At 68.0% G+C, this 15,265-nt stretch carries 19 protein-coding genes; 13 read left to right on the plus strand and 6 right to left on the minus strand.

Annotated elements, in window-relative coordinates:
• The first annotated feature begins 16 nt into the window (after positions 1-16).
• The 7 genes from EV652_RS07285 to EV652_RS07315 all read left to right on the plus strand — a co-directional run bounded on the left by EV652_RS07285 (position 17) and on the right by EV652_RS07315 (position 6,294).
• Positions 17-1,186, plus strand: coding sequence for a DNA recombination protein RmuC (locus EV652_RS07285; RefSeq protein WP_132208210.1), 1,170 nt, complete (start codon positions 17-19; stop codon positions 1,184-1,186).
• A gap of 297 nt (positions 1,187-1,483) precedes the next feature.
• Positions 1,484-2,674: a glycoside hydrolase family 64 protein gene (locus tag EV652_RS07290; RefSeq protein WP_132208211.1), complete on the plus strand. Its 1,191-nt coding sequence runs from the start codon at positions 1,484-1,486 to the stop codon at positions 2,672-2,674.
• A 122-nt stretch (positions 2,675-2,796) separates the two neighbouring features.
• Complete coding sequence (locus tag EV652_RS07295) at positions 2,797-3,138, plus strand: ArsR/SmtB family transcription factor (protein WP_242001616.1); 342 nt, start codon at positions 2,797-2,799, stop codon at positions 3,136-3,138.
• 18 nt (positions 3,139-3,156) lie between these two features.
• Positions 3,157-3,606 (plus strand): SRPBCC domain-containing protein, encoded by a 450-nt coding sequence (locus EV652_RS07300; protein WP_132208213.1) that lies wholly within the window; start codon positions 3,157-3,159, stop codon positions 3,604-3,606.
• Between the two features lie 96 nt (positions 3,607-3,702).
• Positions 3,703-4,818 carry an aromatic ring-hydroxylating oxygenase subunit alpha gene (locus EV652_RS07305; RefSeq protein WP_132208214.1) on the plus strand — a complete coding sequence of 372 codons (1,116 nt, stop codon included), beginning with the start codon at positions 3,703-3,705 and terminating at the stop codon, positions 4,816-4,818.
• A 136-nt stretch (positions 4,819-4,954) separates the two neighbouring features.
• Positions 4,955-5,494, plus strand: a complete 540-nt coding sequence (locus tag EV652_RS07310; protein ID WP_132208215.1) for a SigE family RNA polymerase sigma factor — start codon at positions 4,955-4,957, stop codon at positions 5,492-5,494.
• A 2-nt stretch (positions 5,495-5,496) separates the two neighbouring features.
• Positions 5,497-6,294, plus strand: coding sequence for a hypothetical protein (locus tag EV652_RS07315; protein WP_132208216.1), 798 nt, complete (start codon positions 5,497-5,499; stop codon positions 6,292-6,294).
• Here EV652_RS07315 and EV652_RS07320 read toward each other — a convergent pair.
• The 3 genes from EV652_RS07320 to EV652_RS07330 form a co-directional block, all read right to left on the minus strand.
• Positions 6,287-7,327 (minus strand): 4-hydroxy-3-methylbut-2-enyl diphosphate reductase, encoded by a 1,041-nt coding sequence (locus EV652_RS07320; RefSeq protein ID WP_132208217.1) that lies wholly within the window; start codon positions 7,325-7,327, stop codon positions 6,287-6,289. The two genes, EV652_RS07315 and EV652_RS07320, sit on opposite strands and share 8 nt — an antisense overlap.
• Before the next feature lie 134 nt (positions 7,328-7,461).
• Positions 7,462-7,983 (minus strand): HAD domain-containing protein, encoded by a 522-nt coding sequence (locus EV652_RS07325; RefSeq protein WP_132208218.1) that lies wholly within the window; start codon positions 7,981-7,983, stop codon positions 7,462-7,464.
• A 4-nt stretch (positions 7,984-7,987) separates the two neighbouring features.
• A complete protein-coding gene (locus tag EV652_RS07330) occupies positions 7,988-8,581 on the minus strand; it encodes a dihydrofolate reductase family protein (RefSeq protein ID WP_132208219.1) in 594 nt (197 codons plus the stop codon).
• Positions 8,582-8,652: 71 nt separating this feature from the next.
• On the opposite strand from EV652_RS07330, the gene EV652_RS07335 reads away from it, so the two are divergent.
• Genes EV652_RS07335 through EV652_RS07345 form a run of 3 tightly spaced genes read left to right on the plus strand, consistent with a single transcriptional unit; the run spans position 8,653 to position 10,679 of the window.
• On the plus strand, positions 8,653-9,201 hold the full coding sequence (locus EV652_RS07335) for a TetR/AcrR family transcriptional regulator (RefSeq protein ID WP_132208220.1): 549 nt from the start codon (positions 8,653-8,655) through the stop codon (positions 9,199-9,201).
• Between the two features lie 45 nt (positions 9,202-9,246).
• A complete protein-coding gene (gene xseA, locus EV652_RS07340; protein ID WP_132208221.1) occupies positions 9,247-10,467 on the plus strand; it encodes an exodeoxyribonuclease VII large subunit in 1,221 nt (406 codons plus the stop codon).
• The gene (locus EV652_RS07345; protein ID WP_132208222.1) at positions 10,464-10,679 is read left to right on the plus strand and encodes an exodeoxyribonuclease VII small subunit; all 216 of its coding nucleotides are present in this window, start codon (positions 10,464-10,466) and stop codon (positions 10,677-10,679) included. The genes xseA and EV652_RS07345 overlap by 4 nt, the downstream gene beginning before the upstream one ends.
• A 201-nt stretch (positions 10,680-10,880) precedes the next feature.
• Here the strand turns inward: EV652_RS07345 and EV652_RS07350 are convergent, their stop codons facing one another.
• Entirely contained in the window at positions 10,881-11,528 is a 648-nt protein-coding gene (locus tag EV652_RS07350) for a TetR/AcrR family transcriptional regulator (protein WP_132208223.1), read from the minus strand.
• A gap of 38 nt (positions 11,529-11,566) precedes the next feature.
• Between EV652_RS07350 and EV652_RS07355 the strand changes: the two genes are divergently transcribed.
• Together EV652_RS07355 and EV652_RS07360 are read left to right on the plus strand one after the other, a co-directional pair.
• A complete protein-coding gene (locus EV652_RS07355) occupies positions 11,567-12,166 on the plus strand; it encodes a flavodoxin family protein (protein ID WP_132208224.1) in 600 nt (199 codons plus the stop codon).
• Positions 12,166-12,486 carry a DMT family transporter gene (locus tag EV652_RS07360; RefSeq protein ID WP_132208225.1) on the plus strand — a complete coding sequence of 107 codons (321 nt, stop codon included), beginning with the start codon at positions 12,166-12,168 and terminating at the stop codon, positions 12,484-12,486. Before EV652_RS07355 ends, EV652_RS07360 begins: the two co-directional genes overlap by 1 nt.
• Before the next feature lie 97 nt (positions 12,487-12,583).
• On the opposite strand, the gene EV652_RS07365 is transcribed toward EV652_RS07360, so the two are convergent.
• Positions 12,584-13,264: a nucleotidyltransferase family protein gene (locus tag EV652_RS07365; RefSeq protein WP_132208226.1), complete on the minus strand. Its 681-nt coding sequence runs from the start codon at positions 13,262-13,264 to the stop codon at positions 12,584-12,586.
• 145 nt (positions 13,265-13,409) lie between these two features.
• On the minus strand, positions 13,410-14,075 hold the full coding sequence (locus EV652_RS07370; protein WP_132208227.1) for a DUF4245 domain-containing protein: 666 nt from the start codon (positions 14,073-14,075) through the stop codon (positions 13,410-13,412).
• 140 nt (positions 14,076-14,215) lie between these two features.
• On the opposite strand from EV652_RS07370, the gene glpX reads away from it, so the two are divergent.
• Positions 14,216-15,250: a class II fructose-bisphosphatase gene (gene glpX, locus EV652_RS07375; RefSeq protein ID WP_132208228.1), complete on the plus strand. Its 1,035-nt coding sequence runs from the start codon at positions 14,216-14,218 to the stop codon at positions 15,248-15,250.
• Positions 15,251-15,265 lie beyond the last annotated feature (15 nt).

Below are 15,265 nucleotides of genomic sequence, written 5' to 3' on the forward strand. Positions count from 1 at the left end.
CGGCACTATCTGTCACATGACCGGTACGACGGTGTTGTTGCTGCTCCTGTTCCTCGTGGTGGGGTTGCTCCTCGGGGCTGTGTTCGGTGTGCTCTACGTGCGCGGGAGGGATGGCGCCCAGCTCGCCCGGGTGACGGCTGAGCGGGATGCGGCCGAGGATCGGGTCGTCGAGCTGACGCAGGAGCGGACCGCCGTCGGGCAACAGATGTCGGGGCAGGCGGTGGTGAAGGAGGCGCTGGATCGCCTGCACGCGCAGCTGAACCAGTTGGAGCAGGGGCGCGCGGCATGGCAGAGCCAGCTGCATCAACAGGTCAACGAAGTGCGGATGAGCGGCGAGGCACTGCGGCGAGAGACGGCTTCGTTGTCGACTGCCTTGCGGAAGCCGCAAGTGCGAGGGCGCTGGGGTGAGCTGCATCTGCGCCGTACCGTCGAGCTGGCCGGCATGGTCGCGCATTGCGACTTCACTGAGCAGACAACGACCGTGGGCGAGGACGGCCTGCTGCGGCCGGATCTGGTGGTGAGACTTGCCGAGGGCAAGAATCTCGTCGTCGACTCGAAGGTCCCGCTGTCTGCGTTCCTGGAAGCAGCCGAGTCGGACGACGCCGACTTCCGTGAGGACCGGTTGAGTGCCCACGCGCGGCACCTGCGGACCCACGTGGATCAGCTGGCGGCGAAGGCTTACTGGACCCGGCTCTCGCCGTCACCTGAGTTCGTCATCCTGTTCGTTCCTGGGGAGTCGTTCTTGTCAGCGGCGCTCGACGTCGAGCCGTCCTTGCTCGAATACGCCGCCGAACGCCGAGTGATCCTGGCGACGCCGACCACGCTCATCGCCACCCTGCGCGCGGCGGCGTACGCGTGGAACCAGTCCGCCCTGACCGAGTCCGCGCAGCAGGTGTTCGAGCTGGGTCGCGAACTGTACGAACGCCTCAGCACCATGGGCGACCACCTGAACCGGGTCGGCCGTTCGCTGACCTCCGCCGTCGAGGCGTACAACGGCACGGTCGGGTCGTTCGAGCGGCGGGTGTTCATCACCGCCCGCAAACTCCGCGACCTCCACGTCACCGAGGCGGAGTTGACCGCGATGGAGTCGATCGAAGCCTCCGTCCGCCCGCTCACCGCCCCGGAATTCATAGCCCTCGAGGACCCCCACCCAACCCGCAAGTGGCCGCCGCCCCAAGCCGGCTGACCCCGCCGCAAGCACGAGTCCACTGGGGTGCGGCGGCTGACCCCGGCCCGGCCAGGCGCAAGCACAGCCGTCACCTTGGGTCCTGCGCCTGTCGGAAAGCCGACAGGGGTGGGGTGTTGACAGGCGTTGGTTGGTTCGCGAACGATGAGAGCGCTCTCACCTGGTCGTTCGATGATCCACCGTCCCTCGTCGTTCGGACCTGAGCGCCGGTTCGCGGGGCTGGTGTGCCCCGGTAACGCAGCGGCTCGGCCGTGCCGGCGCCTCGCCTTCTCGTACGGGACAACCTGAGGAGGAACTGTGCGCATCAAGCATCACCTGCTGGCGATCGCCGTGGCCGCGGCGAGTATCGCCGGCGTACTGACGGCAACCAACGACAGTCCGGCGGCGGCCGTCCCGGCAACCATTCCACTGCAGATCACCAACAACTCGGGCCGCGGGGACCCGGTGTACATCTACAACCTGGGGACCAACCTGGCCACCGGGCAACAGGGCTGGGCCGATGCCGCAGGCAACTTCCATGCCTGGCCGGCCGGGGGCAATCCGCCGACTCCCGCGCCGGACGCGTCGATCGCCGGCCCGGCCAACGGGCAGTCGCTCACCATCCGGATGCCGAAGTTCTCCGGCCGGGTGTACTTCTCGTACGGCGAGAAGCTCGTCTTCAAACTCACCACCGGCGGACTGGCGCAACCCGCCGTACAGAACCCGAGCGATCCGAACCGCAACATCGTGTTCAACTGGTCCGAGTACACGCTCAACGACTCGGGACTGTGGATCAACAGCACCCAGGTCGACATGTTCTCAGCGCCGTACGCCGTCGGGGTGCAGCTCGCCGACGGGTCGACCAAGACCACCGGCCACCTGAAGCCCGGCGGGTACAACGGGTTCTTCGACGCACTCCGCGGACAGCCCGGCGGCTGGGCAAACCTGATCCAGACGGCGCCGAACGGGTCCGTACTGCGGGCGCTCTCACCCCTGTACGGCGTTGAGACCGGCGCGCTACCGGCGAACGCGATGGACGACTACGTGAACCGGGTTTGGGCCAAGTACAGCTCGGAGACGCTGACGGTCACACCGTTCACGGACCAGCCGAGCATCAAGTACTTCGGCCGCGTCTCCGGCGATGTCATGAACTTCACCAACAGCTCGGGCGTGGTCGTCACATCGTTCCAGAAGCCTGACTCGGTCAGCATCTTCGGCTGCTTCAAGTTGCTCGACGCACCGAACGACCAGGTCCGCGGCCCGATCTCGCGCACTCTCTGCGCCGGCTACAACCGCTCCACTCTGCTGGTGAACCCGAACCAGCCCGACCCCAACAACGCCGGCTTCTACCTCGACACCGTCACCAACCACTACGCACGCAAGATCCACGCCCAGATGGCCGACGGCAAGGCCTACGCGTTCGCCTTCGACGACGTCGGCGCGCACGAGTCCCTCGTCCACGACGGCAACCCCCAGCAGGCGTACCTGACCCTCGACCCCTTCAACTGACCCCAGTCCGCCCCGGTCCACCGCACCCACAGCGCACCGAGCTGCGGGTGCGGTGGACTGCTGTGCGGGCGAGTGGTCCCGAGACCTTGACGCACGCCTTGGTTAGTGGCAGCTTACCGTTCGTGGGGACTTACGGATTGCTCGAGGTGGCCGGACCCGTGCTGGATGCGCTGGGGGATCCGACCCGACGGGCGATTCTGGAGACACTGCGGCGGGGCGGGCCGAGTTCGGTCGGTGGACTGGCCGAGCGGATCCCGGTCAGCCGGCCGGCGATCTCGCAACACCTGAAGGTGCTCGGGGCGGTGGGCCTGGTGGATCACGAGTCACGCGGCACGCGGAACATCTACCGCGTCGACCGCACCGGCCTCGACGAACTGCGGGCCTGGCTGGACCGGTTCTGGGACGACGCCCTCGAGGCGTACGCCGACCACATCCGCCGCACCGAGTCCGGCGGCGAGCAATAGTTGGGAGGAGGAACGGGGATGAGCGTGGATCAAGGGTTGGCGCCGTTGGTGAAGAAGGTCATGGTCCCGGTGGGGCCCGAGCGGGCCTTCGAGGTGTTCACCGCGGAGATGTCTGCGTGGTGGCCGATGGCAACACATTCGGTCGCCCAGGAGAAGGCGCGTGAGGTGCGGCTCGAGGGCGCCGTGGGTGGGCGGATCGTTGAGTACGACGACGACGGAGAGGTTGGGTCGTGGGGGACGGTCTCGGACTGGGATCCGCCGAAGTCAGTCAGCTTCACCTGGCATCCGGGGACTGATCCGCTGCAGGCAGGCCACGTGACGGTGACGTTCACCGCAGTGGACGAGGGGACCGAGGTCGAACTGGTCCACACCGGGTGGGAACGGCGGCCGGACGGCGTTCGAGCCCGCGCCGGTTACGACACCGGCTGGGACTACGTCCTCGGCGCGTACGTGGCGGGCGTGGAGTAGCGCGGGTCCACGGCGGGCGCTCACCAGAAGCGCGCTCGCCGTACCCGACATGCCGATTGCTCGACGGCGGGTGGGTTTGCGGCTGATAGTGGGCGGATGGTGAATGCTCCGGTCGATGCCCGTGGGTTGGAGGCTTCGCTGCGGCCGCATGGGGAGTCGGTGATGCTGCCGCAGGAGGCGTACACCGATCCCGCCGTACTCGCGTGGGAACGACGGCACTTCTTCGCCGGGAGCTGGAGCTGTCTCGGCCGGGTGGACGAGTTGGCGTCGGGTACGACGCATCGCGCGGTGAACGTGGGCGACATCGCGGTCGTCCTGACCTTCGGGGATCGGCCGCGTGCGTTCGCCAACACCTGCAGGCATCGCGGGCATGAGTTGTTGCAGTGTGACCAGGCGAGCGATCGTCGGTCCGTGGTCTGCCCGTATCACGGGTGGTCGTACGAGCTCGACGGTTCGGTGAAGGCGGCACCGCGGATGGGTGAGGCGTTCGACCCCACGCCGTACAAGCTGGTCGAACTGCCGGCCGAGGTCTGGCACGGGTGGCTGTTCGTGAACGCGACCGGTACGGCGGGACCGTTCGCCGAGCATCTTGGCGGGATCACCGAACTGGTTGCGCCGTACCAGCCGGAGACGCTGGTGCTGAAGGCGAGGCATCAGTATGACGTCGCGTCGAACTGGAAGACGGTGGTCGAGAACTACCACGAGTGCTACCACTGCCCGCTGATCCATCCCGAGCTGTGCAAGGTGTCGCCGCCGACCTCGGGTGACAACTGGAACCTGCCGGGCGCCTGGGTCGGCGGACTGATGGACCTGCGACCGGGTGTCGAGACGATGTCGCTCGATGGGCGGTCGGGTGGGGTGACGCTACCCGGGGTGGATCCGCGCCGGGTGAACTACCTCGGCCTGTTCCCGAACCTGCTGCTCTCGCTGCATCCGGACTACGTGATGACGCATCGCCTGGAGCCGCGCGCGCCGGGGGTGACGGCGATCGAGTGCTCGTGGTACTTCCCGGCCGAGGTGAGCGATCCGTCGTACGCCGTGGAGTTCTGGGACGTGACCAATCGCGAGGACTGGGCGGCGTGCGAGTCGGTCCAGCGTGGGGCGGAGTCACCGCATTTCCGGCCCGGGCCGCTGGCACCGGCGGAGGACGCGGTCTACCAGTGGGTGACGATGATCGCGCGCGGATATCTGGGCAAGCCGCTCAGCAACTGAGATCACCCGATCCCGGGCGTCAGCCGCGCTCGCGCCACTCCTGGCCGCCGTCGGCAGGCGGGGAGATTACAGTTCAGCGCCGGCAGATCGGGACTCAACCTTTTGCTCTCGTCCGGTCATCACAAGTCTGACCGAGATGGATGAGATGGGGGTTGGGATGGATCCAGGACGCGACCACGAGTTCGCCGAGTTCGTGGACGGGCGGTTCACCGCACTGCAACGGTTCGGGTATCTGCTGACCGGGGAATGGCATCTGGCCGAGGATCTGGTGCAGACCTCGCTGACCAAGGTGTGGTTCCACCGGAACTCGTTGCGTAGCGGCAACGCGCTGGAGAGTTACACCCGGACGGTGATGGTGAACACCAGCACCCAGTGGTGGCGGCGGAAGTGGCGGGGTGAGACGCCGACCGAGCAACTGCCCGAGCCGCACGCCCGGGAGCAGTACGGCACCGTGGACGACCGCGACTTGTTGCTGCGGGCACTCGCCACACTCCCCCGGCGTACCCGGGCGACGCTGGTTCTGCGGTACTTCGAGGACCTGCCGGAGGCCGAGATCGCCCAGATCATGAACTGCTCGATCGGCACCGTGAAGTCCAACGTCTCCCGCGGGCTGGCCAGGCTCCGCGAACACGAACTGATCACCGCAATCCCCGCCACGGTCCAGAAGGAGGGCTGACCATGACCGACGATCTCAAGCACCAGTTCGAGCAACTTGTCGCCGATCCGCCACCGCCGAGCGGGGTCCCGAGTGAGGCCGTGTTCGCCAGGGTTCGTTCGGTACGGCGCCGTCGTACCGCCGGTGTGGTGACCTTGGCCGCGGCCGCGGTGGTTGCCGTCGCCGTTGCCGCCGGCAACCTCACCGACATCAACAGCAGCCCGCCGGTGACCGGCACGCCGGGCGCACCGACAACGGTCGTCACTGGACCGCCGACCGCCAGCCCGACAACGCCGGCTTCCCCGACCACGACGCCGGACACCAAGACCGGGAGCACCCCGGCGACAACGGCGGGTCCCACCGTTGGGTCGAGCCCGGGCAAGGGGACGACCACGGGCGCGGGGACGACGACCGGCACCGGGACCACGACGACCCCGCCGGCGCAGCCGCCGATCGATGTCGACGTCAAGCTGACGCCGTCCATCAACGGACGGACCGTCACCATGGACGTCACGGTCTCGGGCACCGTGCTCAGGCCGACGACTTCGGAAGGAACGGCCCTGCCCGCCGATACCTCGTTCCTCAACCTGTCCGGCGGCACGAACTACACCTGGGGCGACGGCAAGGATCCAGGCGGTTCGGACGGCGGTGCGGTGACGTGTGAGTACTCGAAGAAGCGGACCACCGGCCGCGAGACCTACCCGATCGATTCACACACCTACACGAAGCCGGGCACGTACACCTTCCACTACACGGTGGAGTACTGCGGCACCGACGGACCGTTCGAGACCACCAAGACCATCAAGCTGGTGATCAAATAGTCCAGGCGTGATCCGAGGTGCCGGTGGTCGGCAGACCGGCCGCCTTGAGGTCACTGCGGAGCTCCCGGGGCAGGGCGAACGTCAGGCTCTCCTCGGCCGTGGTGACCTCTTGGACCTCGGCGTACCCGCGCTCGGCCAGCCAGCGCAGGACGTCGCGGACCAGCACCTCGGGCACACTCGCGCCGCTGCTGACGCCGACCGAGTCGACACCCTCCAGCCAGGCCTCGTCGATCTCGGCGGCGTAGTCGACCAGGTAGCCGGCCTTGGCGCCGTGCTCGACGGCGACCTCGACCAGGCGCACCGAGTTCGAGGAGTTGCGGGAGCCGACCACGATCATCAGGTCGGCCTCCGCGGCAAGCTTCTTGACCGCGGCCTGGCGGTTCTGGGTCGCGTAGCAGATGTCGTCGCTCGGCGGGTCCTGCAGGTTCGGGAACCGCTCCCGCAGCCGCCGTACCGTCTCCATCGTCTCGTCGACCGACAGCGTGGTCTGGGACAGCCAGACCACCTTCTCCGGGTCACGGACCGTCACGTTCGGTACGTCGCTGGGGCCGTCGACGAGGTGGACGTGATCCGGCGCCTCGCCGCTGGTCCCGATGACCTCCTCGTGGCCCTCGTGGCCGATCAGCAGGATGTCGTAGTCGGTGGCGGCGAACCGCTTGGCCTCGTGGTGGACCTTGGTGACCAGCGGGCAGGTCGCGTCGATCGTCTTCAGTTGCCGCGCGGCCGCCTCCTGGTGCACGACCGGGGCGACGCCGTGTGCGGAGAATATCACCGTCTCGCCCTCGGGCACCTCGTCGGTCTCGTCGACGAAGATCGCGCCGCGCGCCTGCAGGGTCTGCACGACGTGCTTGTTGTGCACGATCTCCTTGCGCACGTAGACCGGCGGCCCGTACAGGTCGAGCGCCTTCTCCACCGCCACGACCGCCCGATCCACGCCGGCGCAGTACCCGCGTGGGGCAGCGAGCAGCACCCGCTTGGTCCTCACCGCGGTCGTCGTACCAGGGTCTTCAGGCTGGGCAGTCACGTCCCCCATGGTACGGGCCGGATTCAGGGCCGCCCGAACCGCCCGGATTTGTGACCAGCATCACCACGACAGGTACGTTGCTGACCGCAACGAGGAGCCGTCCGCCCTGTCCGGACGGCTCCCCCGGGAGGTGTTCCAGTGCCTCAATCATGGGGGCGAAACGCCTTGTCCGCAAAGGAATTACGGCTCGCCCAGTCCCGGATCGCCGCGAAGTCCGCCGCGGTCAGCCCACGATCCGCCTCCACCCAATGCAGGAGGTGCGAACGGTGCGCCTTGGCGAGAGCGAAGCGGTCGTGCCGGTTCAGCTCGTCGTCCACCCAGACGAACGGACGGTCGCCGACCCATTCCGCGACGTACGGCGTCTTCCATGACCCTCGTCGTACCCCTGCAATCGATTCCCGAGGCGGCCAAACGATCACCGGCAGCTCAGGCAGGCCGAGACGAGGCCCCAGCAGGCGATTGGCGCCATGCTCCCAACTCGTCGCCCAGACGAGGTCGAACACGTCCGCGAGCGCGTTGAGCTCCACGCCGTGCTGCTGGTTGAGCAAGACCACCCAGGTCTTGTCGCCCTCGACGATCTCGTGCCGCTCGTATCCGGCCGGGATCTCGCGCGCACGGTACGGATTCAGCGGACCGTCGAAGTCGAGCAGCAACAGAGGGCGCACGTGATCAGGCCTTGCGATAGGTGAGTACGGCGACGCCGCTCTGGTAGACCTGGTGATCGGTCAATTCCAGGCGTCGTACGGCGAAATCGGCCCCATCGAACAGTTTGATGCCGGCGCCGATCACCACCGGGTTGACCTTGATGACCAGGCGGTCGATCTCGGGCCAGAGGGTTTCGGCCAGCCCACCGCCGCCGCACAGCCAGATGCCGAGACCGTCCTCCTGCTTGAGTTCGCGGACCTTCGCGACCGGGTCGGTGGAGACGAACTCGACCGTGGGATCGGTGCTTTCGGTCAGCGTCCGGGAGAAGACGTAGTTGCGCAGGCGCGGGTAGCTGTTCGTGCTGCCGAGCGCCTTACCCAGCTCCCAGGACTTCCGACCCATCAGGACAGTGTCGAAGACCGTGTTGGGCGCGTCGAGACCGAGCAGTTCGCGTACGGCGCCCGGCAGCGTCTCGGGGTACGCCGAGATCAGCGGCGCCGAGTGATCGCCCTGGGACAGGAAGAACCCGCCCGGACTGACGTCGGTGGGGTCGCCGCCGCTCGGGTCCGCGATGTAGCCGTCGAGCGTGGCCGCGATGAAGTAGGTCAGTTCTCGCATGGTCGCCTCTCTTGATCAAACCACTTTGATCAAAGTACTCTGATCAAAGTGGTTTCGACAAGGAGAACACCATGAGAACCAATCCGGAGCGGCGGACAGCGCTGGTCGACGCGGCGATCGAAGTACTCGCAGCCGACGGCGCGCGCGGGTTGACCTTCCGATCGGTCGACGTCGCAGCGGGTGTGCCGAACGGGACGACGTCGAACTACTTCGCCAACCGCGACGACCTCCTACTGCAGGCCGGAATGCGGATCCACGACCGGTTGGGCGCTGATCCGGCGCACCTCGATCAGCCGCCGTCCACCGAGTTCCTGACCTCGTTGCTCCACCTGCTGCAGGAACGGCTGTCGAAGGATCGGGTCGGCTATCTGGCGCTCCTCGAGCTTCGGCTCGAGGCCACCCGACGGCCTGCGCTCCAAGAGGCCCTCGCCCAGCGGGTGCGGGAGAACCTGGACGAGAACATCCGGCTGCACCAGGAGCACGGCCTGCCCGGCGATCCACTGCTGCTCTACCTAACCGTCGGCGGGTTCATGCTCGAAGAGCTCACTCTGCCCGGCGTACTCCCCGATGGACTGCTCGAGAAGGTGATCCGGCAACTGGTGGGATCCACGCCCGGGTGAGGTGGCGTGCGGGGGTTTGTCGGCGCGGGGTCGTAGGGTCTGGGCGTGGCATTGGAGACCTCGCCGGATGCGCCTGCAGCCGTTCGCACGATCGCGAACGGTATTGCCAGCTGGATCAACCAGCTCGGCGCTGTCTGGGTCGAGGGACAGCTGACCGACGTGTCGATCGGCCGCGGGACGACCACGGTCTTCGGCACGTTGCGGGACACCGACGCGGATATCTCGTTGCGGTTCACCTGCAACCGCCGGGTGTTCGAGGCGGTCGATCCGCCGGTCACCGACGGTTCGCGCGTGGTGGTGAACGCGAAACCCAACTTCTTCGCCCGTCGCGGCACGCTCGCGCTCGCGGTCAACGAGATCCGGCACGTCGGCATCGGTGAGCTCCTCGCCCGGATCGAGCGGCTGAAACAACTCCTTGCGGCTGAAGGTTTGTTCGCGTCGTACCGGAAGAAGTCTTTGCCGTTCCTGCCGCACACGATCGGGTTGATCTGCGGGCGGGACTCGGCGGCGGAGCGCGACGTACTGGAGAACGCGAAGCGCCGGTGGCCTGCGGTGGCGTTCCGGGTGGAGTACGCGTCGGTGCAGGGGCCGGCGGCGGCCGGTGAGGTGATGACCGCGCTGCGGAAGCTGGATGCGGACGAGTCGGTCGAGGTGATCGTGATCGCGCGCGGCGGCGGGTCGCTGGAGGATCTGCTGCCGTTCTCGGACGAAGGGCTGATCCGGGCAGTGTCTCAGGCGGGTACGCCGGTGGTGAGCGCGATCGGGCACGAACCGGACTCCCCCTTGCTCGACCTGGTCGCGGATCTGCGCGCGTCGACGCCGACGGATGCGGCGAAGCGGATCGTGCCGGATGTGCGCGAGGAGCTGGACGGCGTACGGCTGCTGCGGGAGCGCGGTGTGCGAGCGATCACCGGCTGGCTGGAGCGGGAGATGCATGCGCTGGCGGCGATTCGCAGCCGGCCGTCGCTGGCGGCGCCGGTGACGGATCTGCAGCGGCGATCCGACGAGATCGGAGCTTTGGTCGAGCGGAGCCGGCGAACGCTGACACACCGGCTGGATCGGGCGAGTGACGACATCACCCACCGGTTGGCGAGCGTACGGGCGTTGTCCCCGAAGGCGACGCTGGAGCGCGGGTACTCCGTGCTGCAGTTGGCCGACGGGACCGCCGTACGGGAAGTGGCGCAGGTGGCGGCCGGCGATCTGCTGCAGGCGCGAGTCAGTGACGGCCGATTCGCGGTCGAAGTCAAGTCCGAGGAGGACACGTGAGCGGCGACCGTCCGGAGATTTCCTACGAGCAGGCCCGGGAGGAACTGGTCGAGGTGGTGCGCAAACTCGAAGCCGGCGGCACCTCCCTCGAAGAGTCGCTCGCCCTGTGGGAGCGCGGCGAAGAACTCGCCGCCACCTGCCAACGCTGGCTCGACGGCGCCCGCGAACGCCTGGCCAAAGCCCAAGCCGCCCACGAGGAAAAGCCCAACTGAGCAACACGATCCGAGCGACCTGGCGCTGCTCCGCGCGCTGCGGCTTCACCGAGATCGCCGCGCGAACCTGCTTCTCGCTGACCAATCTACGGAGATCAGGCTGACCCTTCGGGCGGACTAGGGTGCGGGCTTTGCTCGGCACTGCTACGGCGGAGAAGCTGACCGGGAACGCCACCGACATCGTGACGATCAAAGGCAGGTTCAAGCCCCCTCGCCGCCGCTGACCGCGCCCAGCAGGATTGTCGCCACGGTGCGGAGGCCGGATTTCATCCGGCTGAGGTCGAAGCCCTCGTCCCGAAGGGCGTTGTGCAGGTCGGCGGCGAGCGGAGCAAGTACGACGTGGGCCATGTAGTCGGCGTCGAGAGCCGGGCGGGCCTCTTCGATCAGGAGGGCCAGGTGTCGGTGCCAGAGACGGTAGGAGCCGATCCGGTAGCGGGCGCCGTCTGAGGCGTTCTCGCTGTCCATGAACAGCTCGACATGGCGGTCGAGGAGGTCGAGGTAGGCGTCCAGGAACGCCGTCACCCGGTCGACCGCGGGAGCGCCAGGCCCTAGCGGCGGTGGGCCGGTGAGGATCTTGGCCTGGAGTTCCTGCTCCCGCTCGTCGAGGAGCGCCACCGCCAGGCCGGCCCGGTCGCCGAAGCGGCGGAACACCGTACCCTTGCCGACACCCGCCGCCGCGGCGATCGCGTCCAGCGACACGTTCTTCACGCCGTGCTCGGTGAACAGGCGGTCGGCCGCCTCCAGCACCCTCAGCCGGTTCCTCCGCGCGTCGGCTCGTTCCGGGCGCGACTGACCCACGACCGGGAGACCCTGTTGTGAAGCGGACTGTGGTCCGGTACTGTCGTTCATAAGACGGACTGTAGTCCGCTAAAGACCCTGGAGGAAGTATGAGCAACACCCCCGCCCGGATCGCGATCGCTTTCCACTCCGGGTACGGCCACACAGCTCGCCAAGCAGAGGCAGTCGCAGCCGGCGCAGCCAGCGTGCCGGGAGCCGTCGCCGACCTGGTCCCGCTCGACGAGCTCACCGAGGACGTCTGGAGCCGGCTCGCCGCCGCGGACGCGATCGTCTTCGGCGCCCCGACGTACATGGGCAGCCCGAGTTGGGTGTTCAAGAAGTTCGCCGAGGAGAGCGTGCGCGCCTGGGCCGACAACCTGGCCTGGCGGGACAAGATCGCCGCCGGGTTCACCAACTCGAAGGCGATGTCCGGCGACAAGCTGAACAGCCTGGTCGACCTCGCCGTGTTCGCCGCCCAGCACGGGATGATCTGGGTCGGCCTGGACATCTACCCCGGCTGGGCCGAGAGCACCGCGAGCATCGAGGACCTCAACCGGCTCGGCAGCTGGCTCGGCGCGATGGCGCAGTCCGACGCCGACCTGTCGGCCGAGAAGGCGCCGCCGGCGACAGACCTGCGCACGGCGGAGGCCCTCGGCGTCCGGGTCGCGACCGTCACGCTGCGGCAGCTGAGGGGAGCACTGGCGGCCTGATGGCGTGGTTGGTACTGCTCGCGGCGGCCGCGTTCGAGATCGCGTTCGCGCTCAGCCTCAAACCGAGCGAAGGATTCAGCCGGCTCTGGCCGACCGTCGGCGTACTGGTCTTCGGCGTCATCTCCGTCGTCCTGCTGGCGAAGACCTTGGATCGCCTTCCGGTCGGTACGGCGTACGCGGTCTGGACCGGCCTGGGGTCGATCGGCGTCGTGACGCTGGGCGTCCTGCTGTTCGACGAGCCGCTCACGCCGGCCCGCCTGGCCTGCATCGCGCTGATCGTCACCGGCGTGGTCGGGCTACGGCTGGTGGGCGCGGATTAGCGGTCCGCCAGGCCATCACAAATGGCCGCCTGGCCCCGTGCCACGCGTGGTGCCGCTCCGTGGCGCGCATTGTGATGGCCTCGCGGTCCGCCCCTTGTCAGGGTGTTGCGCGGTGGCGGCGGTGTGGGCCGCGGGTCGGCAGTGGCGTGGGGTGCGTGTCGTCGAAAGCGCCGGGCGTGAACGCGCGCAGGGCCGGGTCGTAGCCGGCGACGAGCCGGCGGTAGTCGTCCCAGGTCTCGACCTGGAGCGGAACGTTGCCTATGGCATCAACCTGGGTGACCGGGTGGTGGCCGAGCTCGATCAGCTCCCAGAGCTCGGCGTCGCTGCGGAGCTGCCGCAGCTCGCCGAACAGCTCCCGGCCGAACCAGCACGGGTGCCCGCGACCGTTGTCGTACCGGCTCACTCCGATCGGGGTGGCCGGTCCGCCGACCTCGGCGACCAGCGACCACACCGTGGCCGATGTCACGCCCGGCTGGTCGCCGAGCATCACCACGATTCCGTCGGTACGGCGGTCGACCACGTCCAGCGCGGGCACGATCGACGAGCTGCCGGTGTCAGCGTGCGGTGACTCGACCACCCGCACCCCGTCGAGGTCGATCCGGTCGCGGATCTGCTCCGACGCGGTACCCAGCGTCACGATCAACTGGTCGAAGCCACACTGACGGGCGGTGTCGAGGGCCGCACCGAGCAGGGTGTCGCCGTGGTAGGACAGCAATTGCCGCGGTACGCCGAGGTGCGGCGAACCTGCCGCGGCGAGCAACAGCCCCGTGACAAACATGCTCGGGTCAACCCCCGACCTGGGTTGCAGAAATCAAAGCAGAGCTCCCTCTGATTTCCCCGAGCACAGAACAAGCCGAAGAATCGATGGAACCCCGCTGCTGCCCCAGGTGTCAACGTTCGTCCGGAACGTGGTCAGGAATTGATCAGCGCAGCACCGAAGCAAACGCTTCAAGGGCCGGGTAGCCGGCATTCCCGACCACGATCGTGGTGACACCGGAACCGACCAGCACCAACGCGTTCTCGTTCTTGCGGTCGAGCAGCACCTTGCGCTGCCAGGTGACACCCTCGACGCTCGACGTACCGTCGTCGGTGGTCTTGCCGAGTTCCTCGGACTGGAATTTCGGACCGGTCACGTTGGACTGTTCCAGGCCGACGTACTTCTTCTCGTTCGTGACAATGCCCAGGTGCCAGGTGATCGGGCTCTGTTCGGGAGTGCGGAATTCCACGCTGGTGGCGGACCAGCCGGCCGGCATCGGGGCCGGGCCGCGGACCCAGGGGGCGACCTTCTTCGCGTCCTCCAGCTGCGCGGTGTAATCGATCGCGGTGATCTTCTCCGCCTTCGGCCGCCAGGTGACGATCATCAGGAACGCCACCACGACGAAACAGGCCAGCAGCGCCCAGACCATGTTGGTCAGCGTGCGGGCCTTGGCCCGGTCCTTGCGGTTCTGTTCCCGGTAAGCGATCGCCTCGGCCCGCGCCCGGGCCTTCTCCCGCGCCGCGGCCGCCGCGCGCGGATCCTGCGCCGCCTGCGGGTCCTCCGTCGCCGCGGGTGCGCCGTCGCCGGATGGGCCCTGACCTGTCGAACTCATACGACGAGTGTCGCATCTCGCCTGAACGGGCTCCGAAGGAGTTGGCTACGATCCGGTGCCATGAGCGAGCGCAGCGAGCGAACACGAAGCAGAGCCGACTTATCGCTCATGCTGGAGCCGAGCGCCAGCGAGGTGGAAGCATGAGCGATCCGACGACGCCACCTGCCCACCTCGAGGTCGAGGCGGACGCGCCCGACCGGAACCTCGCCCTGGAACTGGTCCGGGTCACCGAGGCCGCGGCGATGGCGGCGGGCCGCTGGGTCGGTCGCGGCGACAAGAACGGCGCGGACGGCGCGGCCGTGAACGCGATGCGCACCCTGATCGGCACCGTCGGGATGAACGGCACGGTGGTGATCGGCGAGGGCGAGAAGGACAACGCCCCGATGCTGTACAACGGCGAGCAGGTCGGCTCCGGCGACGGCCCGGAGTGTGACGTCGCGGTCGACCCGGTCGACGGTACGACGCTGGTCGCGAAGGGGATGAACAACGGCATCGCCGTGATGGCGGTGTCGGCGCGGAACTCGATGTACGACCCGTCCGCGGTCTTCTACATGGAGAAGCTGGTGGTCGGCCCGGAGGCGGCCGACGTGGTCGACATCCGGCTCCCGGTCGCGGAGAACATCCGCCGGGTGGCGAAGGCGAAGGGCTCCACGGTCGACGACGTCACCGTCGTACTGCTGGACCGCCCGCGGCACGAGGACCTGGCCACCCAGATCCGGGCCACCGGCGCGCGGATCAAGTTCATCAGTGACGGTGACGTGGCCGGTGCGGTCGAGGCGGCCCGGCCGGATACCGGTCTGGACATGCTGCTCGGCATCGGCGGTACGCCGGAAGGCATCATCGCGGCCTGTGCGATGAAGTGCGTGGGCGGACTGATCCAGGGCCGGCTCTGGCCGAAGGACGACGAGGAGCGGCAGAAGGCGATCGACGCCGGCCACGACCTGGACCGGGTGCTGACCACCGACGATCTGGTCTCCGGGGACGACTGCTTCTTCGTCGCCACCGGGATCACCGAGGGCGAGCTGCTGCGCGGCGTCCGGTACGGCCGGTCCACCGCGCGTACCCACTCGCTGGTGATGCGGTCGCGCAGCGGCACGATCCGCAGCATCGAGAGCGTGCACCAACTGGAGAAACTCCGCGCCTACTCCGCCATCGACTTCGAGCACGCCAGATGACAGTGCTCTTGGCCG

Source organism: Kribbella steppae (assembly GCF_004342025.1).
In the GTDB taxonomy this organism is placed as follows: Bacteria; Actinomycetota; Actinomycetes; order Propionibacteriales; family Kribbellaceae; genus Kribbella; species Kribbella steppae.

Coding starts and splice junctions, on each gene's coding strand:
- EV652_RS07355 (WP_132208224.1), top strand. CDS start 11,567: ATGAGCAACACCCCCGCCCGGATCGCGATCGCTTTCCACTCCGGGTAC.
- EV652_RS07330 (WP_132208219.1), bottom strand. CDS start 8,581: ATGCGAGAACTGACCTACTTCATCGCGGCCACGCTCGACGGCTACATC.
- EV652_RS07315 (WP_132208216.1), top strand. CDS start 5,497: ATGACCGACGATCTCAAGCACCAGTTCGAGCAACTTGTCGCCGATCCG.
- EV652_RS07305 (WP_132208214.1), top strand. CDS start 3,703: ATGGTGAATGCTCCGGTCGATGCCCGTGGGTTGGAGGCTTCGCTGCGG.
- EV652_RS07335 (WP_132208220.1), top strand. CDS start 8,653: ATGAGAACCAATCCGGAGCGGCGGACAGCGCTGGTCGACGCGGCGATC.
- EV652_RS07300 (WP_132208213.1), top strand. CDS start 3,157: ATGAGCGTGGATCAAGGGTTGGCGCCGTTGGTGAAGAAGGTCATGGTC.
- EV652_RS07310 (WP_132208215.1), top strand. CDS start 4,955: ATGGATGAGATGGGGGTTGGGATGGATCCAGGACGCGACCACGAGTTC.
- glpX (WP_132208228.1), top strand. CDS start 14,216: ATGAGCGATCCGACGACGCCACCTGCCCACCTCGAGGTCGAGGCGGAC.
- EV652_RS07350 (WP_132208223.1), bottom strand. CDS start 11,528: ATGAACGACAGTACCGGACCACAGTCCGCTTCACAACAGGGTCTCCCG.
- EV652_RS07365 (WP_132208226.1), bottom strand. CDS start 13,264: ATGTTTGTCACGGGGCTGTTGCTCGCCGCGGCAGGTTCGCCGCACCTC.
- EV652_RS07320 (WP_132208217.1), bottom strand. CDS start 7,327: ATGGGGGACGTGACTGCCCAGCCTGAAGACCCTGGTACGACGACCGCG.
- EV652_RS07285 (WP_132208210.1), top strand. CDS start 17: ATGACCGGTACGACGGTGTTGTTGCTGCTCCTGTTCCTCGTGGTGGGG.
- EV652_RS07360 (WP_132208225.1), top strand. CDS start 12,166: ATGGCGTGGTTGGTACTGCTCGCGGCGGCCGCGTTCGAGATCGCGTTC.
- EV652_RS07370 (WP_132208227.1), bottom strand. CDS start 14,075: ATGAGTTCGACAGGTCAGGGCCCATCCGGCGACGGCGCACCCGCGGCG.